The following is a 24608-nucleotide window of genomic DNA, read 5'->3' as shown; positions in this document are numbered from 1 at the left end:
GGAAGCCGCTCAGCGAATACGAGCGGCGGCGGACGTCACGACTGGACGTCGGCCAGCTTCTGTTCGAGTTCGGCGACGCGCTTTTCGAGCTCCTCGAGCCGCGCGCGGGTACGCGCGAGCACCTGCGCCTGCGTGTCGAATTCTTCGCGGGTGACGAGGTCGAGCTTCGAGAAGCCTTGCGTGAGCATGGCCTTCACGTTGCGCTCGACATCCTTGACCGGCGAGTTTTTCAGCAGATCGCCGATGCGCGCCTGCAGGTCGTTGAAAACGTCGCTGGGTTGCTTCATGGTGTTCCCCTTCCAGATGCACAAAATTTGTGCAATAGCCGTTGCAGTCGTGCCCACGAATTGCGCATGACCGAAATTGGTGCGCCCGCAGGCCCGTTTTCCGGGCATTCGCCCGCGTGAAGCCGCGTTCGTGATGCGCCGGACGTGCGTGCACTCTAGCAACCTTCCTTTCAGCGCGCCAGCAAACCGGGCCCGCGTTGGCCGTTCGGCCAAGGCGCGCTTGCGTTTACGCAAGCGTGTGCGGATAGCGGAAATCTGCGTGAAAGCCTTTCGAGACCGGCGTGTGCCGATATGGCATGCGAGTTGCTGTAGGTGTTTCGCTACACATTGCAGCAGTGATGGGACAACCACCATAGCGAGAGGACTTCATGAAACTGATTACCGCAATCATCAAGCCGTTCAAGCTCGATGAGACGCGCGAGGCGCTCTCGGCGCTCGGCGTCTCGGGCATCACGGTGACGGAGGTCAAGGGGTTCGGCCGCCAGAAGGGGCATACCGAGCTGTACCGGGGGGCCGAATATGTCGTCGATTTCCTTCCTAAGATGAAGATCGAAGCCGCGGTGTCGGACGACCTCGTCGACCAGGCCGTCGAGGCGATCGAGCGCGCGGCGCGTACGGGGAAGATCGGCGACGGCAAGATCTTCGTCACGTCGATCGAGCAGGTGATTCGGATTCGTACTGGGGAGACGGGCGCTGACGCCCTGTAACAAGAGACACGAGCGATAAGAGGAAAACCAAGATGCGCAAAATCCTGATGTCCCTGTTGATGGCCGGCTCGCTGCTTGCGGGCGGCATCGGCGCCGCGATGGCCGACGACGCTTCGTCGGCTCCCGCCGCCGCATCGGCCGCAACGGCTTCCGACACGTCGGCGAGCGCCGCCGTATCCACGTCGGCCGCATCCACGCCGGCCGCATCCACGCCGGCCGCATCCTCGTCGGCCGCATCCGCGCCGGCCGATGCCTCCGCGGCCGCTTCGGCCGCCGCGCCGGCCTCGGCCGCCGCCGCGCCTGCCGCGCCGAGCGCGCCGTTCTCGGTCGATTCGTCGAAGATCAACTCGGGCGACACCGCGTGGATGCTCACGTCGACCGCGCTCGTGCTGTTCATGACGATCCCGGGCCTTGCGCTTTTCTACGGCGGCATGGTCCGCAAGAAGAACGTGCTCGCGACCGTGATGCAGAGCTTCGCGATCACCGCGCTGATCACGGTCCTCTGGACGGTGGTCGGCTACAGCCTCGCGTTCACGCCGGGCAGCGGCTTCATCGGCGGCTTCTCGCGCGTGTTCCTGTCCGGGATGAACTACATCCACGGCGACAAGGCGACGACGCTCACCGTCAGCCACCTCGCGCCGACGATCCCGGAATCGGTCTATTTCGTCTATCAGATGACGTTCGCGATCATCACGCCGGCCCTCATCTGCGGCGCGTTCGCCGACCGGATGAAGTTCTCGGCGATGCTCGTCTTCATGACGCTCTGGTCGCTGATCGTCTACGTGCCGATCGCGCACATGGTCTGGGAGCCGACGGGCTGGCTGTCGTCTGACGGCGTGCTCGACTTCGCGGGCGGCACGGTCGTGCACATCAACGCCGGTATCGCGGGCCTCATGTCGTGCCTCGTGCTCGGCAAGCGCGTCGGCTACGGCCGCGAAGCGATGGCGCCGCACAACCTCGTGCTGACGCTGATCGGCGGCTCGATGCTGTGGGTCGGCTGGTTCGGCTTCAACGCGGGCTCCGCGGTCGCCGCGGACGGCCGCGCCGGCTTCGCGATGCTCACGACGCAAGTCGCCACCGCGTGCGCGGCGCTCGGCTGGATGTTCGCCGAGTGGATCGCGAAGGGTAAGCCTTCGGTGCTCGGCATCGTGTCGGGCGCGGTCGCGGGCCTCGTCGCGATCACGCCGGCCGCCGGCTTCGTCGGCGTCGCGGGCGCGCTCGTGATCGGCATCGCGGCGGGCGTCGTCTGCTTCTGGTCGGCGACGTGGCTCAAGTCGAAGCTCGGCTACGACGATTCGCTCGACGCGTTCGGCGTGCACGGCGTGGGCGGCATGCTCGGCGCGCTCCTGACGGGCGTTTTCGCGGTCAAGGACATCGGCGGCGCCGACGGCAGCCTGCTGCTGCAGGCGAAGGGCGTGCTGATCACGCTCGTCTACAGCGGCGTCGTCAGCTTCGTGCTGCTGAAGGTGATCGACCTCGTGATCGGCCTGCGCGTGACGGAAGAAGAAGAGCGCGAAGGCCTCGACGTGATCCTGCATGGCGAGCACGTCGAATAACAGGATTCAATCCCCGAATCCAGGGTGGCGAAGTGCTCGCACGCTTCGCCGCCCGCAGAATGAGCGCAGCGATTTCGACCCGCCCTCCAGGCGGGTTTTTTTTCGCGCGCTCGCGGCCCGCCGGGCGGCGCACCGGGCGTCGCGCGCAAGGCGTCGGAAACCTCGCTCGCGACACCTCGCCGGATACCGCGCGACACTCGCGTAACAGCCGGGCGACGCCTTCGCAACACCCGCCGGAAGCCCGCGCCCGGAGCGGGCCGCACGCGATAACCCTGTGGGCTATCGGGTCAATAGCGACAAACATGCGGTAAATCCTTGCGATACCGGGAACAATCCCCAAATGCGACGGGCAATTGCTCTACAATCTTTTTTCTCCCGTCCGCGAGTCACACATGGTTCCCCATCTCGTTACGGCGTTAAACGGCCCGCTGCTCGAGCTCGAGCGGAAGATCCTCGACGCCACGCCCGCGATCGAACGCTGGTTCAGGCTCGAATGGCAGGAACACACGCCGCCGTTCTACTGTTCGGTCGATCTGCGCAACGCGGGCTTCAAGCTCGCGCCCGTCGACGCGAACCTGTTCCCGGGCGCGTTCAACAACCTGCCGCCCGAAGTGCTGCCGCTCGCCGTGCAGGCGGCGATGGCCGCGATCGAGAAGATCTGCCCGGACGCGAAGAATCTGCTCGTGATCCCCGAGCTGCCGACGCGCAACGCGTTCTATCTCGAGAACGTCGCGCGCCTCGCGATGATCATGCGCCAGGCGGGCCTGAACGTGCGCTTCGGCTCGCTCGATCCGGGCATCGTCGACGTCACGCCGATCACGCTCGCCGACGGCCAGAAGATCGTGCTCGAGCCGCTCGAGCGCACGCCGCGCCGCCTCGGCCTGAAGAATTTCGATCCGTGCTCGATCCTGCTGAACAACGATCTGTCGGCGGGCATTCCGGGCATGCTGGAAAACCTGCACGAGCAGTATCTGCTGCCGCCGCTGCACGCCGGCTGGGCGGTGCGCCGCAAGTCGACGCATTTCTCGTGCTACGACGACGTCGCGAAGAAGTTCGCGAAGATGGTGGGCGTCGATCCGTGGATGCTGAATCCGTATTTCTCGCACGTCGAAGGCGTCGACTGGCACGCGAGCAACGGCGGCGAGGCGCTCGCCGAAGCGATCGACGCGGTGCTCAAGAAGATCACGCGCAAGTATCGCGAATACGGGATCGGCGAGAAGCCGTACGTCGTCGTGAAGGCGGACGCCGGCACGGCGGGGCGCGGCGTGATGACGGTGCACGACGCGTCCGAGATCGGCCGGATGACGAAGCACGAGCGCGCGCAGATGGCCGAATCGAAGGCGGGCGTGCCGGTGCGCGACGTGATCGTGCAGGAAGGCGTCTACACGTTCGAGCGGATCGGCGACGAGGTGGCCGAGCCCGTCGTCTACATGATCGACCGCTACGTGGTGGGCGGGTTCTACCGCACACACGGCGCGCGCGAGCGCGACCAGAATCTGAATGCGCCCGGCATGCATTACGTGCCGCTCGGCTTCGAGCACACGGCGCTGCCGGATACGCACGCGAAGCCCGGCGCGGCGCCGCCGAACCGCTTCTACATGTATGGCGTCGTCGCACGGCTCGGGCTGCTTGCGTCGTCGGTCGAGCTCGAGAAGACCGACCCGGAAGCGATCCAGGTGTGACGCGCTCCTTCCAGTATCAGGATTCGCATGGACATTCTCTTTATCGCCGACCCGCTCGAGCGCTTCAAGATCTACAAGGACTCGACCTACGCGATGATGGCCGAGGCGGCGCGGCGCGGGCACGCGGTGTACGCGTGCGAGCCGAACCAGCTTGCGTGGACGGGCGCGGGCGTCGAGGCCGACGTGCGCCGCGTGGCGATCGTCGGCGACACGGCTGATCTGCACCGCGATCGCTGGTACGAGGCGGCGGCGCGCGAGTCGCGCGCGCTGCCGTCGTTCGGCGCGATCCTGATGCGCAAGGATCCGCCGTTCGACATGGAGTACGTGACGTCGACGTGGCTGCTCGAGCTCGCCGAGCGCGCGGGCGCGCGCGTGTTCAACAAGCCGCAGACGATCCGCGACCATTCGGAGAAGCTCGCGATCGGCGAGTTCGCGCAGTTCGTCGCGCCGTCGCTCGTCACGCGCGACGCGGCGCGGCTGCGCGCGTTCCATGCCGAGCACGGCGACGTGATCCTCAAGCCGCTCGACGGCATGGGCGGGATGGGCGTGTTCCGCGTGAAGGCGGACGGCATGAACCTCGGCTCGATCATCGAGATGCTGAGCCACGACGGCGCGCGCTCGGTGATGGTGCAGAAGTTCATCCCGGAGATCAAAGCCGGCGACAAGCGGATTCTGCTGATCGACGGCGAGCCGGTGCCGTACTCGCTTGCGCGGATTCCGCAGGGCAACGAGGTGCGCGGCAATCTGGCGGCGGGCGGCGTCGGCGTCGCGCAGCCGCTCACCGGGCGCGACCGCGAGATCGCGACGGCGCTCGGCGCGGCGCTCGCGGCGCGCGGCTTGCTGCTCGTCGGTCTCGACGTGATCGGCGACTGGCTGACCGAGGTGAACGTCACGAGCCCGACTTGCTTTCGCGAAATCATGGAGCAGACTGGATTCGACGTCGCCGGCATGTTCGTCGACGCATTGGAGCGCGCGGTCGACTGATGCGCGCACGGCCCGGCGGCGGCTTGCGCAGGCCCCCGCCGCCGGATCGGTCCGCCCGGCCCGGCAAGCCCGGCCGGACAGGCTCGACTGGCCTGCTACAATGCCCGTTCGCCCGGCACGGTTTTCCGTGCGTCAGGCCCGGCGGTCGGGCCGAACACGTTGCAAGGCTGACATGGCAGGCATTCTCATCATCGCGCATGCGCCGCTCGCTACCGCTTTGCGGGACTGCATCGCGCACATCTACGGCGGCGTGCCCGCGCGGATCGGTTGCATCGACGTGCAGGCCGAGAACGATCCGGCCCAGGTGATGGCGTTCGCGCACGCGGAGCTCGCGCGCCTGAAGGAAGAAAACGGCGCGCTCGTGCTGACCGACATGTACGGCGCGACGCCCGCGAACATCGCGGGGCAGCTCGCGAAGGTCGAAGGCGTTCGCGTGCTCGCGGGCGTCAATCTGCCGATGCTCGTGCGCGCCGTCTGCTATCGGACGACGCCGCTCGACACGCTCGTCGACAAGGCGCTCGCCGGCTCGACGAAGGGCATCCACGAGATCGCGGCGGGCACGCCGCCGCCGCATCCGAGCGCGCTCGGGTGCGGCGAGTGCGCGCCGATTCCGCCCGAGCCGAAGGCGCAGACGCAACCGCATTGAGCCTGCCGCGCACCGATTCGCATCACCCCGTGCGGCCGGCAGGCCGGCCGCAGCCCGTTTTGACCTCATCGGAACACCATGCTTGAACAAGAAACGACCATCGTGAACAAATTGGGGCTCCATGCGCGCGCGTCGGCCAAGCTCACGCAGCTCGCGGGCAATTTCCAGTCGGAAGTATGGATGACGCGCAACGGCCGCCGGATCAACGCGAAGAGCATCATGGGCGTCATGATGCTGGCGGCGGGCATCGGCAGCACGGTGACGATCGAGACCGAGGGGCCGGACGAGCGGGAGGCGATGGACGCGCTCCTCAAATTGATCGCCGACAAATTCGGCGAAGGGCAATGACGCCGCGGCGGCAGGCCGCTCAGCTATCCAGCGAGAATGCCGCGCAACGTCGCGGCATTTTTTTCGTCCCGCGGCGGCGTGCCGCGATGCTGCGCCGCACGCAGTCACGCAGGGCATGCGGAATTTATAATCGTCGATCGGGGTCATAAGCGCATCGCAGCGGTGCGCCGCGACTCACGTGATCAAGGAGGTGCGCGTGTCCTTCACGCTGCATGGCATTCCCGTTTCAAGAGGCATCGCGATCGGACGAGCGTATCTGATCGCGCCGGCGGCGCTCGACGTCGCGCATTACCTGATCGAGGCCGAGCGGATCGAGGCCGAGATCGAACGTTTCCGTGCGGCGCTCGACGCGGTCCGGCGCGAGCTCGACGTGCTGCGCGCCGATCTGGCCGACGATACCCCGACCGAAGTCGCGGCATTCATCGACGTGCACGCGATGATCCTCGGCGACGCGATGCTCGTGCAGGAAACCATCGACCTCATCCGCACGCGCCGCTACAACGTCGAATGGGCGCTGACCGAGCAGCTCGACGTGCTCGCCGGCCACTTCGACGACATCGAGGACGAATACCTGCGCGAGCGCCGCGCCGACATCGAGCAGGTCGTCGAGCGGGTGCTGAAGGCGCTCGCGGGCGCGCCGTCCGCCGCGCAGGCGCTCGACCGCGCGGCGGGCAACGGCCACGACGAGATGATCGTCGTCGCGCACGACATCGCGCCCGCCGACATGATGCAGTTCAAGACGCAGTCGTTCCAGGCGTTCGTCACCGATCTGGGCGGGCGCACGTCGCACACGGCGATCGTCGCGCGCAGCCTCGGGATTCCGGCCGCGGTCGGCGTCCAGCACGCGAGCGCGCTGATTCGCCAGGACGATCTCATCATCGTCGACGGCGATCAGGGGATCGTGATCGTCGATCCCGCGCCGATCGTGCTCGAGGAATACTCGTACCGGCAATCGGAGAAGGCGCTCGAGCAGCGCAAGCTGCAGCGCCTGAAGTTCTCGCCTGCGCAGACGCTCTGCGGCACGAAGATCGACCTGCTCGCGAACATCGAGCTGCCCGACGACGCGAAGGCGGCCGTCGACGCGGGCGCGGTCGGCGTCGGCCTGTTCCGCACCGAGTTCCTGTTCATGAGCAAGGTGCGGATGCCGGAGGAAGAGGAGCAGTTCGCCGCGTACAAGCGCGCGGTCGAGCTGATGCAAGGGATGCCCGTCACGATCCGCACGATCGATGTCGGCGCGGACAAGCCGCTCGACGCGCACGACGAAGGCTACGAAACCGCGCCGAATCCGGCGCTCGGCCTGCGCGCGATCCGCTGGAGCCTGTCCGAGCCGCAGATGTTCCTCACGCAGTTGCGCGCGATCCTGCGCGCGTCGGCGTTCGGCCAGGTGAAGATCCTGGTGCCGATGCTCGCGCACGCGCAGGAGATCGACCAGACGCTCGACCTCATCAACGAGGCGAAGCGGCAGCTCGACGCGGCGGGGCTCGCCTACGATCCGAACGTGCGGGTTGGCGCGATGATCGAGATTCCGGCCGCGGCGATCGCGCTGCCGCTGTTCCTGAAGCGCGTCGACTTCCTGTCGATCGGCACGAACGACCTGATCCAGTACACGCTCGCGATCGACCGCGCGGACAACGCGGTCGCGCACCTGTACGATCCGCTGCATCCGGCGGTGCTGCATCTGATCGCGTTCACGCTGCGCGAAGCGAAGCGCGCGGGCGTGCCGGTGTCGGTGTGCGGCGAGATGGCGGGCGATCCGGCGCTCACGCGCCTGTTGCTCGGCATGGGGCTCACCGAGTTCTCGATGCATCCGAGCCAGTTGCTCGTCGTCAAGCAGGAGATCCTGCGCGCGCATCTGAAGGCGCTCGAGAAGCCGACCGCGGACGTGCTCGCGGCGTTCGAGCCGGAAGAAGTGCAGGCGGCGCTCGGGCGGCTCGCGAGCGCGGAGCCGCGAGCGGACGTGGCCGCGTGATCGGGCGGCGCACGCGCCCGCCCGTTCCGGTTCGATCGCAAGCGCGATCGCGCGCTGCGCTTTTACGAGATGCAGACAGCGGCGCCGCCGCTCAATGCGTGCCGCCCGCGCCGCACACCGGGCAATCCGGCTGCCGCGCGATCTTCATCGTGTTCCATTCCATCCGCAGCGAATCGAGCATCATCAGCCGGCCGACGAGCGTCGTGCCGATGCCGCCGATCACGCGCAGCGCCTCGGCCGCCTGCATCGCGCCGATGATGCCGACGGTCGGCGCGAATACGCCCATCGTCGAGCACGCGACTTCCTCGAACGGCTGATCCTCCGGAAATACGCATGCGTAGCACGGCGAGCCGGGATCGCGGAAGTCGAACGTGCTGATCTGCCCGTCGAAGCGCAGCGCCGCGCCTGATACGAGCGGCACCCGATGCGCGACGCACGCGCGGTTGATCGCGTGGCGCGTCGCGAAGTTGTCGGTGCAGTCGAGCACGACGCCCGCGCGCGGCACGTGCGCGTTCAGCCACGCGTCGTCGACGCGCTCGGCGACCGCGTTCACCTTCACGTCGGGATTGAGCTGCGCGAGCGCGTCGCGCGCCGATTCGACCTTCTTGCGGCCGATCGACGCCGTCACGTGCAGGATCTGCCGCTGCAGGTTCGTGAGATCGACGGTATCGGCATCGACGAGCGTGATCGTGCCGACGCCCGCCGCCGCGAGATACATCGCCGCGGGCGACCCGAGCCCGCCCGCGCCGACGACGATCGCGTGCGCGTCGAGAAAGCGCTGCTGCGCGTCGATGCCGATCTCGTCGACGAGGATGTGGCGGGAATAGCGGAGGAGTTGTTCGTCGTTCATCGTGGGGCCGCAAGGCGGTGAAACGGTCTCGAATATTATTCTAGGCGCGCAAAGAAAACGGGCCATCGCGGCGGTGTGCCGCGATGGCCCGTGCGTGGCGCCGTGCGCTTACTGCGGTTGCGGCGCCGACGCCGGCCTGGCAGCCGACGCGGGCTTCGCAGCCGCGCCCGACGCGCCCTTCGGTGCCGATGCGGCGGCGGCCTTGGCGGCGGCGCTCTTCGTCGTGCTGTCGGCGGCGATCATCTTCGATTGCGCGACCGGCTTGCCTTCGAGCTTGTTGAGCGCCTGCTGCATCATGAAATCGTCCGCGCTGCCGAATTCGATCGGCTTGCGCTCGCGATCCTTCTGGCGCTGCTCGGGCGTCTTTTTGTCGTTCTGCTCTTCGAGGATGCGCAACTGCTCCATCCTGCGCTGCTCGCGTTCCTCGAGCTCCTTCTTCTCGTTCGGGTCCTGCGTGTTCGCGAGGTGGTTCGTGTAGTCGACCTCGCGCGTGACGAGCACGTCGTCCGGATCGCCATCCGCGTACTGATCGACCGGAATGTCGGGCAGGATGCCCTTGTTCTGGATCGAGCGGCCGCTCGGCGTGTAGTAGTACGCGGTCGTCAGGCGCAGCGCGGAATCGGCCGTCATCGGCCGCACCGTCTGCACCGAGCCCTTGCCGAACGTCGCCTTGCCCATGATCACCGCGCGGTGCGAATCCTGCAGCGCGCCCGCGACGATCTCCGACGCCGACGCCGAATACGCGTTCGTCAGCACGACCATCGGCACCGTCTTGAAGACGGCGGGCAGGTTCTTGAGCGGATCGGAGTCGAACGACGGCAGGCGGTAGTTCTCGTAGTTGTCGCGGTAGATCTGCTTCGAATCGGGGATCTGGCCGTTCGTCGACACGACGACGGAATCCGGCGGCAGGAACGCGCCCGCGACGCCGACGGCGCTTTGCAGCAGGCCGCCGCCGTTGTTGCGCAGATCGACGATCAGGCCCTTCAGGTTCGGCTGCTGGCGCGCGATGTCCTGCAGCTTCGCCGCGAGATCGGGCGTCGTGCGCTCCTGGAAGCTCGTGATGCGGAGGTACGCGTAGCCCGGATCGAGCAGCTTCATCTTCACGCTCTGCACGCGGATCACCGCGCGCGTGACCGTGACGGGGAACGTGCGGTCGTCGCTCTTGCGGAAGATCGTCAGCGTGACCTTCGTGCCGGGCTCGCCGCGCATCTGCTTGACCGCCTTGTCGAGCGTCATGCCGCGCACCGGGCGATCGTTGATGCGGGTGATCAGGTCGCCCGGACGGATGCCGGCGCGGAACGCGGGCGTGTCCTCGATCGGCGAGATCACCTTGACGAGGCCGTCTTCCTGCGAGATTTCGATGCCGAGGCCGGCGAAGCGGCCCTTCGTCTGCTCCTGCAGCTCCTGGTAATCGGTCTTGTCGAGAAACGACGAGTGCGGGTCGAGGCTCGACACCATGCCCTTGATCGCCGCGGTCAAGAGCTTCTTGTCGTCGACGGGCTCGACGTATTCGCGCTTGATCTGCCCGAACACTTCCGCGAAGAGCCGCAATTGATCGAGCGGCAGCGGCGCGGCGGCCGTCGTGACGGCCTGCTGGGCCGACGCGGAGATTTGCAGCGTCGCGAAGACGCCAGTCGCAAGGCCCGCGGCAATCAGGCCGATGTTCTTCAATTTCATACGCATAGAGTCTGGTGCGGTCGGAAAGCGCGTGGCTGTCGCGGGAGCAACGGGATGGTGACGGTCATAGGACGGTCAAGTATAACTGTTCGTCCGGATGCCTTGTGGATCGGGGCGAAACGGGGAGCGCCAGCGTGATTCGGACAGCGCCGCGCGAAACAGGTTCAGGTTCGCGCGGCGCATGCCGGCGGGCGGGCACGGGCGGGCTGCCGTCCGCGCGCCGCGCAAGGCGGCGATCAGGCCGCCGACGCCTTGCCCTGCTGCGCGACGGCGGCCTGCGCCTTCGCGATCGCGTCCGGATCGCCGAGGTAGTAGTGCCGGATGGGCGTGAGGCTCGCGTCGAGTTCGTAGACGAGCGGCACGCCGTTCGGGATGTTCAGGCCGACGATGTCCGCGTCCGAAATGCCGTCGAGATACTTGACGAGCGCACGGATCGAGTTGCCGTGCGCGGCGATCAGCACCTGCTTGCCCGCCTTCACCGCGGGCGCGATCGATTCGTTCCAGAGCGGCAGCACGCGCGCGACCGTGTCCTTCAGGCACTCGGTGAGCGGCAGTTGTTCGCGCGGCACCTTCGCGTAGCGCGGATCGCCGTACGGCGCGCGCTCGTCGGTCGGCTCGAGCGCGGGCGGCGGCGTGTCGTAGCTGCGGCGCCAGACGAGCACCTGCTCGTCGCCGTACTGCGCGGCCGTCTCCGCCTTGTTCAGGCCCGACAGCGCGCCGTAATGGCGCTCGTTCAGCCGCCACGAATGGACGACGGGCACGTACATCAGATCCATCTGGTCCTGCACGTGCCAGAGCGTGCGGATCGCGCGCTTCAACACCGACGTGTACGCGATGTCGAACGTGTAGCCGGCTTCCTTCAGGAGCTGGCCGGCCTGCCGGGCTTCGCGGTTGCCTTGTTCGGTCAGGTCGACGTCGACCCAGCCGGTGAAGCGGTTTTCCTTGTTCCAGGTCGATTCGCCGTGGCGGATGAGAACGAGCTTGTACATAGATGCTTGCGGTCGGTGGTGAGGAAGCGGTAAGCAGGATGCGGACCCGTGCTCTGGGGCGACATCGCGTCAGATGGTTATTTTATAATGGCAAGATTGCCCTTTCCGATTTCTCTTTTTCGGCGGATTTTCCGTGACGTTCTTCACCGATTACACGAACCTCGCGCTCATCGCGATCCTGGTGGTTTCCGGCGGCCTGCTCGCGTGGCCCGCGCTGCGGCGCGGGGGCGGCGGCCTGTCGGCCGCGGAGGCGACCCAACTGATCAACCGCCGCAACGCGGTCGTCGTCGATCTGCGGCCGGCGGCCGAGTACGGCGCGGGCCACCTGCCGTCCGCGCGCTCCGTCGAGTTCGGCGAGCTGCAGGCGAAGGCCGGCCAGTTGTCGAAGAACAAGGCTACGCCCGTGCTGCTCGTGTGCCAGAACGGTCAGCAGTCGCAAAAGGCGCGCAAGATCGTCGAGGAAGCGGGCTACCAGGACGTCCATGTGCTGCAGGGCGGCGTCGCCGCATGGCAGCAGGCCGGCATGCCGGTCGTCAAATGAGGAGTGGCGAAGTGAACAAAGTGGTCATGTACAGCACGCAGGTGTGCCCGTATTGCATGCAGGCCGAGCGGCTGCTCAAGCTGCGCGGCGTCGAGCACGTCGAGAAGGTGCTGATCGACAGGGAGCCGGCGCGCCGCGCGGAAATGATGGAGCGCACCGGCCGCCGCACCGTGCCGCAGATCTATATCGGCGACACGCACGTCGGCGGCTACGACGACTTGTCGAAACTCGACCGCGAAGGCGGCCTGAAGCCGCTTCTCGAAGCCGCCTGACGAGGCGCGAGCCATCGCGCGGCCGCCGTCTTGCGGGCGGTGCGCGGTCCAGGCGCGATCATACCGGGCGTGCCGGAGGGTTCCGGCCGCCACGAAATCATTTTTAGGGAGCCACCATGTCCGACGTCGAAAACCAACCGTTCTTCAACATCCAGCGCATCTACCTGAAGGATCTGTCGCTCGAGCAGCCGAATTCGCCCGCGATCTTCCTCGAGCAGGAGATGCCCGCCGTTGAAGTCGAAGTCGACGTGAAAGCCGAGCGCCTCGCCGACACGGTCTACGAGATCGTCGTCGCGGGCACCGTCACCGCGAAGGTGCGCGAGAAGGTCGCGTTCCTCGTCGAAGCGAAGCAGGCGGGCATTTTCGACATCCGTAACATCCCGGCCGAGCAGATCGATCCGCTTTGCGGCATCGCATGCCCGACGATCCTGTTCCCGTACCTGCGCTCGAACATCGCCGATGCGATCACGCGCGCGGGCTTCCCGCCGATCCATCTCGCCGAGATCAACTTCCAGGCGCTGTACGAGCAGCGCCTCGCCGAGATCGCGCAGCAAGGCGGTGTGCCGAGCGGCGCGACGGTGAACTGAGCATGAACGACGACCGGTGCTGAGCATGAAAGTCGCTGTTCTCGGCGCCGGCGCATGGGGCACCGCGCTCGCGGCGCATCTGGCCGCGCGGCACGATACGCTGCTCTGGGCGCGCGACGCGGCGCTTGTCGCCGAGCTTGCCGCGCGGCGCGAGAACGTCCGCTACCTGGGCGGCGTCGCGCTGCCGCCCGCATTGCATTACGAGGCCGATCTCGCGGCCGCGCTGTCGCACGCGCAAGCGGACGGCGCGCTCTGCGTGATCGCCGCGCCCGTGGCCGGGCTGCGCGCGCTCTGCCGCGCGATGCGCGACGCATGCTGCGTGCCCGCTCATTTCGTCTGGGTCTGCAAGGGCTTCGAGGCCGACACGCGGCTGCTGCCGCATCAGATGGTCGCCGAGGAACTGCCGGAGCACGCGAGCTACGGCGTGCTGTCGGGCCCGAGCTTCGCGCGCGAAGTTGCGCAGGGGCTGCCCGTCGCGCTGACCGTCGCGAGCGCGTCGGCCGCGTGCCGCGAGCGCACGCTCGCCGCGTTCCATCACGGCGCGATGCGGATCTACACGGGCGACGATGTCGTCGGCGTCGAGGTCGGCGGCGCGGTGAAGAATGTGCTCGCGATCGCGACGGGCATCGCCGACGGCCTGGGCCTCGGCCTCAACGCGCGCGCGGCGCTCGTCACGCGCGGGCTCGCGGAGATGTCGCGCCTGGGCGTCGCGCTCGGCGGCCGCACGGAGACGTTCACGGGCCTCACGGGGCTCGGCGACCTGATCCTCACGGCGACAGGCGATCTGTCGCGCAACCGGACCGTCGGCCTGCAGCTCGCGGCCGGCCGCTCGCTCGACGACATCCTGGCCGCGCTCGGCCACGTGGCCGAAGGCGTGCGGTGCGCGCGCGCGGTGCTGTCGATCGCGCGCGAGCGCGGCGTCGACATGCCGATCACCGAAGCGGTGTGCGCGGTGCTGTTCGACGGCGTCGCGCCGCGTGACGCGGTGAGCGGCCTGCTGCGGCGGGACGCGAAGGCCGAATAGGGTCCGGCGGGCCGGATCGAATCCAATCCGAAGCGAACGGACGCGGGCGCGCTGCACGGCGCGCCCGCGTTCGCGCGTTCCGTGCGCCCGGGGGCGCGCCGGCGTACGCTGTGCGCATCGCGATCCACTCGATGGAGGGCATCATGCCGAACATCGGTTCGACGTCGGTCGAAGCGCGCGTCGTCGACATCACGACGCTCGCGCTCGACGCGATCGTCAACGCGGCCAACGCGTCGCTGCTGGGCGGCGGCGGCGTCGACGGCGCGATCCACCGCGCGGCGGGGCCCGGGCTCGTGAAGGAATGCGCGACGCTCGGCGGCTGCGCGACGGGCGACGCGAAGCTCACGCAAGGCTATCGCCTGCCCGCGAAGTACGTGATCCACACGGTCGGCCCGGTCTGGCACGGCGGCGGGCGCGGCGAGGCCGAACTGCTCGCGTCGTGCTACCGGCGCTCGCTCGAAGTCGCGGCCGGCGCCGGCTGCACGTCGATCGCGTTTCCGGCGATCAGTTGCGGCGTGTATCGCTTTCCGCCGGCCGACGCGACTGCGATCGCGGTGCGCACCGTGACCGACGCGCTCGCGGGCGAATTGGCCGACGCGAGATTCGAGCGCATCGTATTCGCGTGCTTTTCCGACGCGATGCTCGATCTTTATCGCGCGGCGCTTGCGCGTATTTGAGTGCGCGTTCGTTCGCGGCTCGCCGCTCGCCGCCGTCGTCGATCGGTTCCCGCCGCGGCCCCCGCGCCGGCAATCGGCTTGTGATCGGCCGGCGATCGGAGGCCGGCGGCGTAACGTCGTGCGAGAAGCGTCGTGCGAGAGGCGTCGTGCGAGAGGCGTCGTGCGAGAGGCGCACGCGGCGTTCGCTTCGTGCGCGTGGGTCGCGCATGCCGTTTGCTTCGCGGCGCCGCCAGGCGGCCGACATTCGCTCAAGCCCCGCCTTCGAACCCCGTCTGCCGCCACGCCTCGAACACGACGACCGCGACCGTGTTCGACAGATTGAGGCTGCGATTGCCCGGCCGCATCGGCAGCCGCACGCGCTGCCCGGCGGGAAAGCGCTCGACGAGCGCGCTCGCGAGCCCGCGCGTCTCCGGGCCGAACACGAACCAGTCGCCCGGCTCGAACGCGCGGTCGTGAAAGCGTCCCGAGCCGCGCGTCGTGAACGCGAACATCCGCGCGGGATCGGGCGCCTCGGCGGCGACGAACGCGTCCCAGTCGCGATGCACGCGCATCTGCGCGTATTCGTGATAGTCGAGCCCCGCGCGGCGCATCTTCGCGTCGTCGAGCGGAAAGCCGAGCGGCTCGATCAGATGCAGCCGCGCGCCCGTGTTGGCGCACAGCCGGATCACGTTGCCGGTGTTCGGCGGAATTTCGGGCTCGACGAGAACAACGTTGAACATGATTCGATTCGATCGGTGAAAAGCGTGTGAACCCGTGCGGCGGCCGCGCTGCGGCGCGCCGTCAATCCTTCGCAGTGCGCAGCGCGACGAAGTTCGTCACGCGCCGCGCGCCCGCATCCTTCAGTTTGCGCGCGAGCGCATCGAGCGTCGCGCCCGACGTCATCACGTCGTCGACGATGCCGACGTGCAGCCCCGCGACCGGCCGCGCGACGTCGAACGCCGCCGCGACGTTCGTGCGCCGCGCATCGAACGCGAGCCGCGATTGCGGCGCGGTATCGGCCACGCGCGCAACGAGCGCCGCATCGGCGCGCACCTTCAGCGCGCGCGCGAGCGGCCGCGCGATCGCCCACGCCTGGTTGTAGCCGCGCTCGACGAGCCGCCGCCGCGCGAGCGGCACGGGCGCGATCACGTCGAGCGGCGGCGCGCCGTCGAGCGCGTCCGCCGCGAGCCGCGCGAGGCGCTCGCCGAATTCGCGGCCGAGCGCGAGCTGCGCGCGGAACTTCAGGTCGAGCGCGAGGCTGTCGAGCGGCGCGCGGTAGTCGGCGAGCGCGAGTGTCGCGTCGAACGGCGGCGGCGCGTTCGCGCACGCGGCGCAGCAATAGTGCATCGCACCGCGCGCGCCGTGCAGCGGCAACGCGCAGCGTGAGCAGCGCAGCCGGGTCTCATTCCAATAGGCGTCGTCGCAACAGTCGCAAATTGTCCTATGTGACAAATTGCCGCATAACGCGCAGCGGTTCGGCAGCGCAGCAGCGGAAAAACGTGCCAGGACAATGCCCACGCACGCGGCCGCCGCACGTATGCGGCGGCGCAATACGGCCGGATTCGCCATCGCCGGGCTCCTGCGGAGGGCCGCTTCGCTGAATGGCGCGAAGCGAGCGAGTATACTTCGGGCTCTTCGCCAGTGTGCCCGACATGTCCCCAGCTTCCGCAAAAACCGGCCGTCCGGCCTACGATCCGCGGCGCTTGCGGCGGATCTTCGACCGCCGCGCCGCCGCGTTCGACGCCGTGTCGTTCCTGCCGCGCGAGATTGCGCAGCGGATGCGCGAGCGCCTCGACTACATCAAGGTGAACCCGGCGGGCGTGCTCGATGCGGGCTGCGGCACGGGCGACGACCTGCCGCTGCTGCGCGCGCGCTTTCCGGAAGCGCCCGTGTTCGGCGTCGACGCGTCGGGCGGGATGCTCGCGCGCGCGGCCGCGCGCGACACGGCCGAGACGAGCTGGCGCCGGTTCCTGCCGGCGACGCTCACGAAAGCGCTCGGCCATCGCGGGCCGCGCGTCGCGCAAGCCGATTTCTCCGCGCTGCCGTTCGCGAGCGGCGCGTTCGATCTCCTCTGGTCCAACTTCGCGCTGCATTGGCACGCGCGTCCCGATCTCGTGTTCCCCGAATGGCATCGCGTGCTGCGCGTCGACGGGCTGCTGATGTTCAGCACGCTCGGCCCCGACACGCTGCGCGAGCTGCGCGCCGCGTGCGCGGACGCGGCCGCCGCGGCGGGCGGCGCGCGCGCCGTCGCGCGCGTGATCGATTTCGTCGACATGCACGACCTCGGCGACATGCTCGTCGAGAGCGGCTTCGAGATTCCGGTGATGGACCAGGAGACGCTGACCGTCACGTACAAGTCCGCCGATTCGCTGCTCGCCGACGTGCGCCGCCTCGGCGCGTATCCGTTCGAGCGCGGCGCGTCGGGCCATGCGTCGCGCCGCCTGCGCGCGGCGCTGTACGACGCGCTCGAAGCGCGCCGGCGCGACGACGGAACGATTCCGCTCACGTTCGAAGTGATCTACGGGCATGCATGGAAGGCGGCGCCGCGCACGACGGCGGAAGGCTTCGGCATCGTGCGCGTGCAGGACATCGGCAAAGGGCGGCCGAAGCGTTCGTGACGCGGTAAAGAGGGGTTTTCGTTATGCCGGAAATTAACGGCCGAGGGACGCTGCAAAAAGCCTCCTAAAACGGCCGGGAAGCTTGTCGCGCTTGGCTCGCCGGGCGATGGCCGTTTGCTTGTGGATGACTTTGAACCCGCCTATAATGCGACAGTTTGTCGTCCTGGGGGTCCTCACAATACAGGACGGCCGGCCCGATGCGGGCAAGCATCAGACGCCATTCGCGAGAGGCAGCGATGGAAGCAGCGAACGGGTTGCACGACGCCGAACCGGTCCTCGCGGACTGGCTGATGAAGCGCAACTGCTCGGCGTCTCCACGCCAGTTCGTGGCGTTCTACGTGTCGCTCGCGGCGTTTTCGCTGTTGATCGCGGTCCTGTTGTCGTGGCGCGGAGCGTGGCTCGTGCTGCCTTTCACCGGGGTCGAGTTGCTGGCGGTGGGCGTCGCGTTTGCCATCTACGCGCGCCATGCAGTCGATTACGAACGCATCCGGCTGTTTCCTCACCGGCTCGTCATCGAGCGGATGAGCGCGGAGCGGCTGACGCAGATCGAATTGAATCCGCGCTGGGTGCGGGTCGAGCCGGGTGCGTCGCCGCGCGATCCCGTCACATTGGTGTCGCGCGGAGAGTCCGTCGTGGTCGGGCAGCACCTCGCGCAATACCGGCGCGCGCAGTTCGCGCGCGAGCTGCGCGCGTCGCTTTCGCGCTGCGGCTGAACGAGGCGGCCGGCGTGAAGCGGGCGGCTTGCGACGGGGGAGGGTTTGAATGGAAATTTTGGGTAAGGAAGCTATGAAAACAATCAAGCGAGCCCTCACGGGCGTGCTGGCATGCAGCGGTCTGCTCTTGTCCGGCGCCGCTCTGGCGGTGGGCGACAGCCCGGGCGGCCCCCGCGTCAACGAGATCAATCTCCAGCCGCCCGCGACGAAGATCGCCGAGGAGCTCTACGACCTCCACACGATGATGCTGATCCTCTGTACAGCGATCTTCGTCGGCGTGTTCGGCGTGATGTTCTATTCGATCTTCGCGCACCGCAAGTCGAAAGGCCACAAGGCCGCCAATTTCCACGAAAGCACCACCGTCGAAATCATCTGGACGATCGTGCCGTTCATCATCGTCGTGCTGATGGCGCTGCCCGCCACGAAGGCCGTCGTCGCGATGAAGGACACGACGAACGCCGACCTCACGGTCAAGGTCACCGGTTATCAGTGGAAGTGGGGCTACGACTACGTGAAGGGCCCGGGCGAAGGCATCAGCTTCCTGTCCACGCTGTCGACGCCGCGCGCCGAAGTGAACGGCCAGCAGCCGATCAGCGACACCTACCTGCAGGAAGTCGATCACCCGCTCGTCGTGCCGGTCAACAAGAAGATCCGCGTCATCACGACCGCGAACGACGTCGTCCATTCGTGGTACGTCCCGGCGTTCGGCGTCAAGCAGGATGCGATTCCGGGCTTCGTGCGCGATACCTGGTTCAAGGCCGAGAAGGTCGGCACCTACCGCGGCTTCTGCACGGAGCTCTGCGGCAAGGAGCACGCGTACATGCCGGTCGTCGTCGAGGTGCTGTCGGACGACGACTACGCGAAGTGGGTGAGCGCGCAGAAGGCGAAGCTCGCCGCGGGCGCGGTCGATCCGGACAAGGTGTATACGCGCGCCGAGCTGATGGCGCACGGCGAGGAAGTCTACAAGGCGAACTGCGCGGTGTGCCACCAGCCGAACGGCAAGGGCGTCGGCGCGTTCCCGGCGCTCGACGGGGGCAAGATCGTCAACGGCCCGATCGCCGGCCATCTCGAGCAGGTGCTCAAGGGCAAGGGCGCAATGCCGTCGTGGGCGTCGCTGCCGGATCTCGACATCGCGTCGGTGATCACGTACGAGCGCAACTCGTGGGGCAACCACAAGGGCGACGCGCTGCAGCCGAAGCAGGTGGCCGACGCGCGCAACGGCAAGATGCCGGAAGACGCGCAGCAGGCGGACGGCGGTGCGGCGGCGCCGGCGGCCGACGCATCGGGCGCGGCCGCGCCGGCGCAGGCACAGGCGCTGCCGGCGGCGATCTATTTCGAGACGGGCAAGAGCGAACTGCCGGCGGACGCGAAGGACGCGATCGCCGCGGCGGCTGAATACGTGAAGGCGCATCCGGACGCGAAGCTCGCGTTGTCAGGCTTCACCGACAAGACGGGCTCGGCCGACGCGAACGCCGAACTGGCCAGGCGCCGCGCGCAGGCCGTGCGCGACGCGCTGAAGACGGCCGGCGTCGCGCAGGAGCGCATCATTCTGAAGAAGCCGGAAACGATCACGGGCGGGGCGGACGCGAAGGAAGCCCGGCGGGTCGAGATCGGCCCGGCGGCTTGACGTGTCGCTGTGTTTGTCGACGTATTCGCATTAGGAGATTCTCATGTCTAGCATCGGGCACGACGTAGCCGCGGGCCACGCGCACGACGACCACGCGCACGAAACCCCGCACGGCTGGCGGCGCTGGCTGTTCGCCACCAACCACAAGGATATCGGTACGCTGTACCTGCTGTTCTCGTTCATCATGTTCCTGTCGGGCGGCGTGATGGCGCTCGCGATTCGCGCCGAGCTGTTCGAGCCGGGCCTGCAGATCATGCGGCCCGAGTTCTTCAATCAGTTGACGACGATGCACGGGCTCATCATGGTGTTCGGCGCGATCATGCCGGCGTTCGTCGGCTTCGCGAACTGGATGATTCCGCTGCAGATCGGCGCGTCGGACATGGCGTTCGCGCGGATGAACAACTTCAGCTTCTGGCTGCTGCCCGTCGCGGCGGTGCTGCTGGTCGGCTCGTTCTTCGCGCCGGGCGGCGCGACGGCCGCCGGCTGGACGCTGTACGCGCCGCTGTCGACGCAGATGGGTCCGGGCATGGATTTCGCGATCTTCGCGGTGCACATCATGGGCGCGTCGTCGATCATGGGCGGGATCAACATCGTCGTGACGGTCCTGAACATGCGCGCGCCGGGCATGACGCTGATGAAGATGCCGATGTTCGCGTGGACGTGGCTCATCACCGCGTACCTGCTGATCGCCGTGATGCCTGTTCTGGCGGGCGCGATCACGATGGTGCTGTTCGACCGCCACTTCGGCACGTCGTTCTTCAACGCGGCGGGCGGCGGCGATCCGGTGATGTATCAGCACATCTTCTGGTTCTTCGGCCACCCCGAGGTGTACATCATGATTCTGCCGGCGTTCGGGATCGTGTCGCAGGTGATCCCGGCGTTCTCGCGCAAGCCCCTCTTCGGCTACAGCTCGATGGTGTACGCGACCGCGTCGATCGCGATCCTGTCGTTCATGGTCTGGGCGCACCACATGTTCGCGACCGGCATGCCGGTGACGGGCCAGTTGTTCTTCATGTACGCGACGATGCTGATCGCGGTGCCGACGGGCGTGAAGGTGTTCAACTGGACGGCCACGATGTGGCGCGGCTCGCTCACGTTCGAGACGCCGATGCTGTTCGCGATCGGCTTCCTGTTCGTGTTCACGATGGGCGGCTTCACGGGCCTGATGCTCGCGATGGCGCCGCTCGACATCCAGTACCACGGCACGTACTTCGTCGTCGCGCACTTCCACTACGTGCTCGTCGCGGGTTCGCTGTTCGCGCTCTTCGCCGGCTGGTACTACTGGGCGCCGAAGTGGACCGGCTGGATGTACAACGAGACGCGCGGGAAGATCCATTTCTGGTCGTCGATGATCTTCTTCAACATCACGTTCTTCCCGATGCACTTCGTGGGGCTCGCGGGCATGCCGCGCCGCTATGCGGACTACCCGGCGCAGTTCACCGATTTCAACCAGCTCGCGACGATCGGCGCGTTCGGCTTCGGCCTCGCGCAGGTGTACTTCCTGTTCGCGGTCGTGCTGCCCGCGTATCGCGGCGGCGGCGAGCTCGAGCGCGCTTCCGACAAGCCGTGGGACGGCGCGACGGGCCTCGAGTGGACGGTGCCGAGCCCGGCTCCGTTCCACACGTTCGAGCATCCGCCGACGGTCGAGTAATGGTTTGATGGCGTTCGCCGCCCGTGTCGCACGACGCGGGCGGCGCCAACCCGAACGAAAAAATTCGCATGACCCGGAATTCACAAAAAAGACGAACGCCCGACGAGATTCGCGCGGGCAACAGGCGGCTGCTCTTGATCCTGCTCATCGTCGTCGCCGTTTTCTTTGTGGGTGCCGTCGTCAGGCAGTGGATTGCGTCCACGTCCTGACGCAGTATTGAGGAAGTCCTGATGTCGAAGCCCGAGGCGAACGTCGATCGCGCGTTCAACCGGTCGATGCTCGTGAAGCTCGTCGTCGTGGCGGGGCTGATGTTCGGCTTTGGCTTCGCGCTGGTGCCGATGTACCGCGCGATCTGCCAGATCACCGGCATCAATAACCTGTTGCAGCGCGACGTCAGCGCGCGAGAGGCGAGAAATACGCAGATCGATTACACCCGGACGGTGTCGATCGAGCTCGACGCGAACGCGCGCGGCCCGCTCGGCTTCAAGCCGAAGCGCAACAGCATCGACGTGCATCCGGGCGAGTTGACGACGGTCGTCTACGAAGTGACGAACGGGCAGGGCAGGACGGTGGTCGCGCAGGCGATCCCGAGCTATGCGCCGAAGCAGGCCACCGAGTTCTTCAAGAAGATCGAGTGCTTCTGCTTCACGCAACAGACGCTCGCGGCGAACGAGACGCGCGACATGCCGGTCGTGTTCGTGATCGATCCGAAGCTGCCGAAGGACGTGAAGACGATCACGCTGTCGTACACGTTCTTCGAGTTGAACACGCCCGCGCCCGCCGTGCGCGGCGCGGCGGAGCGCACGGGCGGCGCTGCGGCGAAGCCCGCCGCGTGATATTGAGGAGGCGACGTAGGTGAGCGGAACGGACAACAAGAGCACGTTCGCGCAGACGATCAAGGCGGTGATGTGGTCGTTCTTCGGCGTGCGCAAGCGGCGCGATCTCGAGGCGGACGCGACGCAACTGAACCCGCTGTACGTGCTGATCGCCGCGCTGATCGGGGCGGCCGTGTTCGTCGGCGTGCTGATCCTGATCGTGCACGCGGTCGTCGGGTAGCAGGGGCGGATTCAGCGGGCGCGCCGCCGTGCGCGGCCGCGAGCAGAAACAAAGCGAGGCGGCGCCGCGCGCGCCGCTGCAGAAATAAGCCGGATCGTTCCGGAACAAATTGGACTGAAGTGGAGAATCAAGCATGACCGGTCAAAACGAGAGCCCGTACTATTTCGTGCCGCACCCGTCGCAGCACCCGATCAGCGCGGCCATCGGCCTGCTGATCATGCTCGGCTCGTTCGCGCTGTGGGTCAACGGCGAGCCGTGGGCGCCCTATACGGCGCTCGTCGGCCTGCTGTGGCTCCTGTTCGTGCTGTATCACTGGTTCGGCGACGCGATCGCCGAGTCGGAAGGCGGGATGTACGGCAAGCGCGTCGACAAGTCGTACCGCTGGAGCATGAGCTGGTTCATCTTCTCCGAAGTGATGTTCTTCGGCGCGTTCTTCGGCGCGCTGTTCTATGCGCGCGAAATCGCGATGCACCAGCTCGGCAGCCTCGACTACAAGCTGATCTGGCCGGACTTCTCCGCCGTGTGGCCGAACGAAGGCCCGGGCGCCCTCGTCGGCCACTTCAAGACGATGGGCCCGTGGCCGATCCCGACCCTCAACACCGCGCTGCTGCTGTCGTCGGGCGCGACGCTGACGGTGTCGCACCACGCGCTGCGCGAGGATCATCGCGGCAAGGCGATCGCCTGGCTCGCCGCGACGCTCGTGCTCGGCGTCTGCTTCCTGTTCCTGCAGGGCTTCGAATACTTCCACGCGTACAACGAGCTGAACCTGACGCTCGGCTCCGGCGTGTACGGCTCGACGTTCTTCCTGCTGACGGGCTTCCACGGCTTCCACGTGTTCCTGGGCGGCACGATGCTCGCGGTGGTGCTGGTGCGTATGATCCGCGGCCACTTCAAGCCGGATCACCACTTCGCGTTCGAAGGCGCCGCGTGGTACTGGCACTTCGTCGACGTCGTCTGGCTCGGCCTGTACGTCGTCGTCTACTGGCTGTAACAACGAAAACGGCCCGCGCAGCGATGCGCGGGCCGTTTGCCTGGTTCGTCGGCGCCGCGATGCGCGCCGAAGCGCCGCAGGCAGGACCGGTGCGCCGCCCCGACTTCATCGGGCGGCGCTTTTGCTTGAAGGGGCGGCACTCGTGCGGCGTTATGCCGCATCAGCGGCCGATCGGAATGCCGGTCGAATGGATCCAGCCCATCCAGTTCGCGAACAGGATGAACAGGAACAGCGAGATCGACAGCCCGACGCGCATCGCGAGCGACCAGACCATCCGCTTCGTATGGCCTCGGTCGTGCATCATGAAATACAGCGCCGACACCATGCTGGCGATGATGAGTACGAAGGCGATCGGAACGAGAATGTGCATGAAGCTAACCGGAAACCGGCAGTTGGAGGAAGAAAGGGGCATTATCGCACTTCGGTCGGGCGATCGTCGCGCCCGGGGAGCGGCGCGATGAGAATCCGCTGGCTGCCTGCGCTGCTGATTCTCGCGGTGATCGCGATCACAGTGCGGCTCGGTTTCTGGCAGCGCGACCGCGCGCATCAGAAGGAGGCGCTCGACGCGCAGATCGCGCGCTACGAGCATGCGAGCCCGGCCGACGTGCCGCGCGAGAGCGTCGCGTTGAAGGACATCGAGTTCCATCGCGTGCGCGCCACGGGGCGTTTCATGCCGGAACTCGCGGTGTTCCTCGACAACCGGCCGTACAACGATCAGCCGGGCTTCTACGTCGTGATGCCGATGAAGCTCGCGAACGGCGGCTACGTGCTCGTGAACCGCGGCTGGCTGCCGCGCAATTACGCCGATCGCACCGCGATCGAGCCGTTCGCGACGCCCGCGGGCGACGTGACGATCGAGGGCATCGCGCGCGGCAACGCGTCGCGCGCGTTCGAGCTCGGCGAGGGCGGCTCGGCCGCGCGCCAGAAGATCCGGCAGAATCTCGACGCCGCCGCGTATGCGCAGGAAACGGGCCTGCCGCTGCAGCCGTTCGTGATCCAGCAGACGAGCGACGACGGCGACAAGCTCGTGCGCGACTGGCCCGCGCCGACGACAGGCGTCGAGCGCAACTACGGTTACATGTTCCAGTGGTGGGGCATGGCGGCGGCCGCCGCCGGCTTCGGCCTGTATGCCGCGCGGCGCGCGGCGAAAAAGCAGTCCGGTGACGCGTGAGCGCGG

The 24608-nt window shown here is 67.4% G+C and carries 28 protein-coding genes; 21 read left to right on the top strand and 7 right to left on the bottom strand.

The window, feature by feature from the left end; genetic code table 11:
* Window positions 1-35 precede the first annotated feature (35 nt).
* Entirely contained in the window at window positions 36-287 is a 252-nt protein-coding gene (locus WT16_RS06575) for an accessory factor UbiK family protein (RefSeq protein ID WP_006024405.1), read from the bottom strand.
* A gap of 368 nt (window positions 288-655) precedes the next feature.
* Between WT16_RS06575 and WT16_RS06570 the strand changes: the two genes are divergently transcribed.
* The 7 genes from WT16_RS06570 (at window position 656) to ptsP (ending at window position 8179) form a co-directional block, all read left to right on the top strand.
* Window positions 656-994, top strand: a complete 339-nt coding sequence (locus WT16_RS06570; RefSeq protein ID WP_004198020.1) for a P-II family nitrogen regulator — start codon at window positions 656-658, stop codon at window positions 992-994.
* A gap of 32 nt (window positions 995-1026) precedes the next feature.
* Complete coding sequence (locus WT16_RS06565) at window positions 1027-2550, top strand: ammonium transporter (RefSeq protein ID WP_063532926.1); 1524 nt, start codon at window positions 1027-1029, stop codon at window positions 2548-2550.
* A 392-nt stretch (window positions 2551-2942) separates the two neighbouring features.
* A complete protein-coding gene (gshA, locus tag WT16_RS06560; RefSeq protein ID WP_006024408.1) occupies window positions 2943-4232 on the top strand; it encodes a glutamate--cysteine ligase in 1290 nt (429 codons plus the stop codon).
* Between the two features lie 27 nt (window positions 4233-4259).
* Window positions 4260-5216 (top strand): glutathione synthase, encoded by a 957-nt coding sequence (gene gshB / locus WT16_RS06555; protein ID WP_015601505.1) that lies wholly within the window; start codon window positions 4260-4262, stop codon window positions 5214-5216.
* 172 nt (window positions 5217-5388) lie between these two features.
* Window positions 5389-5862, top strand: a complete 474-nt coding sequence (locus WT16_RS06550; protein WP_006024410.1) for a PTS sugar transporter subunit IIA — start codon at window positions 5389-5391, stop codon at window positions 5860-5862.
* Window positions 5863-5940: 78 nt separating this feature from the next.
* Window positions 5941-6210, top strand: a complete 270-nt coding sequence (locus WT16_RS06545) for an HPr family phosphocarrier protein (protein ID WP_006024411.1) — start codon at window positions 5941-5943, stop codon at window positions 6208-6210.
* Window positions 6211-6388: 178 nt separating this feature from the next.
* Complete coding sequence (ptsP, locus tag WT16_RS06540; RefSeq protein ID WP_006024413.1) at window positions 6389-8179, top strand: phosphoenolpyruvate--protein phosphotransferase; 1791 nt, start codon at window positions 6389-6391, stop codon at window positions 8177-8179.
* A 91-nt stretch (window positions 8180-8270) separates the two neighbouring features.
* On the opposite strand, the gene moeB is transcribed toward ptsP, so the two are convergent.
* From moeB to gpmA, 3 genes are all read right to left on the bottom strand, one after another.
* Window positions 8271-9029, bottom strand: coding sequence for a molybdopterin-synthase adenylyltransferase MoeB (moeB, locus tag WT16_RS06535; RefSeq protein ID WP_063532925.1), 759 nt, complete (start codon window positions 9027-9029; stop codon window positions 8271-8273).
* Between the two features lie 108 nt (window positions 9030-9137).
* Entirely contained in the window at window positions 9138-10712 is a 1575-nt protein-coding gene (locus tag WT16_RS06530; RefSeq protein WP_015601591.1) for a S41 family peptidase, read from the bottom strand.
* A 230-nt stretch (window positions 10713-10942) separates the two neighbouring features.
* On the bottom strand, window positions 10943-11695 hold the full coding sequence (gene gpmA, locus WT16_RS06525) for a 2,3-diphosphoglycerate-dependent phosphoglycerate mutase (protein WP_015600149.1): 753 nt from the start codon (window positions 11693-11695) through the stop codon (window positions 10943-10945).
* A 133-nt stretch (window positions 11696-11828) separates the two neighbouring features.
* Here gpmA and WT16_RS06520 point away from each other — a divergent pair, with 133 nt between their 5' ends.
* The 5 genes from WT16_RS06520 to WT16_RS06500 all read left to right on the top strand — a co-directional run bounded on the left by WT16_RS06520 (window position 11829) and on the right by WT16_RS06500 (window position 14796).
* Complete coding sequence (locus WT16_RS06520; protein WP_006024417.1) at window positions 11829-12236, top strand: rhodanese-like domain-containing protein; 408 nt, start codon at window positions 11829-11831, stop codon at window positions 12234-12236.
* Between the two features lie 11 nt (window positions 12237-12247).
* Window positions 12248-12508, top strand: coding sequence for a glutaredoxin 3 (gene grxC / locus WT16_RS06515; RefSeq protein ID WP_015601575.1), 261 nt, complete (start codon window positions 12248-12250; stop codon window positions 12506-12508).
* Window positions 12509-12624: 116 nt separating this feature from the next.
* Window positions 12625-13095, top strand: coding sequence for a protein-export chaperone SecB (gene secB, locus WT16_RS06510; protein WP_006024419.1), 471 nt, complete (start codon window positions 12625-12627; stop codon window positions 13093-13095).
* Window positions 13096-13120: 25 nt separating this feature from the next.
* Window positions 13121-14119 carry an NAD(P)H-dependent glycerol-3-phosphate dehydrogenase gene (locus tag WT16_RS06505; protein ID WP_063532924.1) on the top strand — a complete coding sequence of 333 codons (999 nt, stop codon included), beginning with the start codon at window positions 13121-13123 and terminating at the stop codon, window positions 14117-14119.
* A 143-nt stretch (window positions 14120-14262) separates the two neighbouring features.
* The gene (locus WT16_RS06500) at window positions 14263-14796 is read left to right on the top strand and encodes an O-acetyl-ADP-ribose deacetylase (RefSeq protein WP_063533070.1); all 534 of its coding nucleotides are present in this window, start codon (window positions 14263-14265) and stop codon (window positions 14794-14796) included.
* Window positions 14797-15044: 248 nt separating this feature from the next.
* Here the strand turns inward: WT16_RS06500 and trmL are convergent, their stop codons facing one another.
* Window positions 15045-15515 (bottom strand): tRNA (uridine(34)/cytosine(34)/5-carboxymethylaminomethyluridine(34)-2'-O)-methyltransferase TrmL, encoded by a 471-nt coding sequence (gene trmL, locus WT16_RS06495; RefSeq protein ID WP_006024422.1) that lies wholly within the window; start codon window positions 15513-15515, stop codon window positions 15045-15047.
* 61 nt (window positions 15516-15576) lie between these two features.
* Complete coding sequence (locus WT16_RS06490; protein WP_015600171.1) at window positions 15577-16344, bottom strand: ComF family protein; 768 nt, start codon at window positions 16342-16344, stop codon at window positions 15577-15579.
* A gap of 83 nt (window positions 16345-16427) precedes the next feature.
* On the opposite strand from WT16_RS06490, the gene WT16_RS06485 reads away from it, so the two are divergent.
* The 8 genes from WT16_RS06485 (at window position 16428) to WT16_RS06450 (ending at window position 23431) form a co-directional block, all read left to right on the top strand.
* Complete coding sequence (locus tag WT16_RS06485; RefSeq protein ID WP_015600782.1) at window positions 16428-17393, top strand: methyltransferase domain-containing protein; 966 nt, start codon at window positions 16428-16430, stop codon at window positions 17391-17393.
* 236 nt (window positions 17394-17629) lie between these two features.
* The gene (locus WT16_RS06480) at window positions 17630-18106 is read left to right on the top strand and encodes a DUF2244 domain-containing protein (RefSeq protein ID WP_197486451.1); all 477 of its coding nucleotides are present in this window, start codon (window positions 17630-17632) and stop codon (window positions 18104-18106) included.
* 49 nt (window positions 18107-18155) lie between these two features.
* Window positions 18156-19733, top strand: coding sequence for a cytochrome c oxidase subunit II (gene coxB / locus WT16_RS06475; protein WP_015600434.1), 1578 nt, complete (start codon window positions 18156-18158; stop codon window positions 19731-19733).
* Window positions 19734-19776: 43 nt separating this feature from the next.
* Window positions 19777-21384 carry a cytochrome c oxidase subunit I gene (ctaD, locus tag WT16_RS06470; RefSeq protein ID WP_006024427.1) on the top strand — a complete coding sequence of 536 codons (1608 nt, stop codon included), beginning with the start codon at window positions 19777-19779 and terminating at the stop codon, window positions 21382-21384.
* 68 nt (window positions 21385-21452) lie between these two features.
* Window positions 21453-21593 carry a cytochrome oxidase small assembly protein gene (locus WT16_RS06465; RefSeq protein WP_006024428.1) on the top strand — a complete coding sequence of 47 codons (141 nt, stop codon included), beginning with the start codon at window positions 21453-21455 and terminating at the stop codon, window positions 21591-21593.
* Window positions 21594-21614: 21 nt separating this feature from the next.
* A complete protein-coding gene (locus WT16_RS06460; protein WP_006024429.1) occupies window positions 21615-22220 on the top strand; it encodes a cytochrome c oxidase assembly protein in 606 nt (201 codons plus the stop codon).
* 19 nt (window positions 22221-22239) lie between these two features.
* Complete coding sequence (locus WT16_RS06455; RefSeq protein WP_006024430.1) at window positions 22240-22440, top strand: DUF2970 domain-containing protein; 201 nt, start codon at window positions 22240-22242, stop codon at window positions 22438-22440.
* Window positions 22441-22573: 133 nt separating this feature from the next.
* The gene (locus tag WT16_RS06450) at window positions 22574-23431 is read left to right on the top strand and encodes a cytochrome c oxidase subunit 3 (protein WP_006024431.1); all 858 of its coding nucleotides are present in this window, start codon (window positions 22574-22576) and stop codon (window positions 23429-23431) included.
* Between the two features lie 160 nt (window positions 23432-23591).
* Here WT16_RS06450 and WT16_RS06445 read toward each other — a convergent pair whose 3' ends face one another.
* Window positions 23592-23801, bottom strand: coding sequence for a twin transmembrane helix small protein (locus tag WT16_RS06445; protein WP_004200193.1), 210 nt, complete (start codon window positions 23799-23801; stop codon window positions 23592-23594).
* A gap of 87 nt (window positions 23802-23888) precedes the next feature.
* On the opposite strand from WT16_RS06445, the gene WT16_RS06440 reads away from it, so the two are divergent.
* Window positions 23889-24602, top strand: a complete 714-nt coding sequence (locus WT16_RS06440; RefSeq protein ID WP_015602351.1) for an SURF1 family protein — start codon at window positions 23889-23891, stop codon at window positions 24600-24602.
* Window positions 24603-24608 lie beyond the last annotated feature (6 nt).

Origin of the sequence: Burkholderia sp. MSMB1589WGS (genome assembly GCF_001636105.1) — a bacterium.
Taxonomy (GTDB): domain Bacteria; phylum Pseudomonadota; class Gammaproteobacteria; order Burkholderiales; family Burkholderiaceae; genus Burkholderia; species Burkholderia humptydooensis.
The sequence above is the reverse complement of the archived record's forward strand: the minus strand, read 5'-3'. Positions and strand labels throughout refer to the sequence as shown.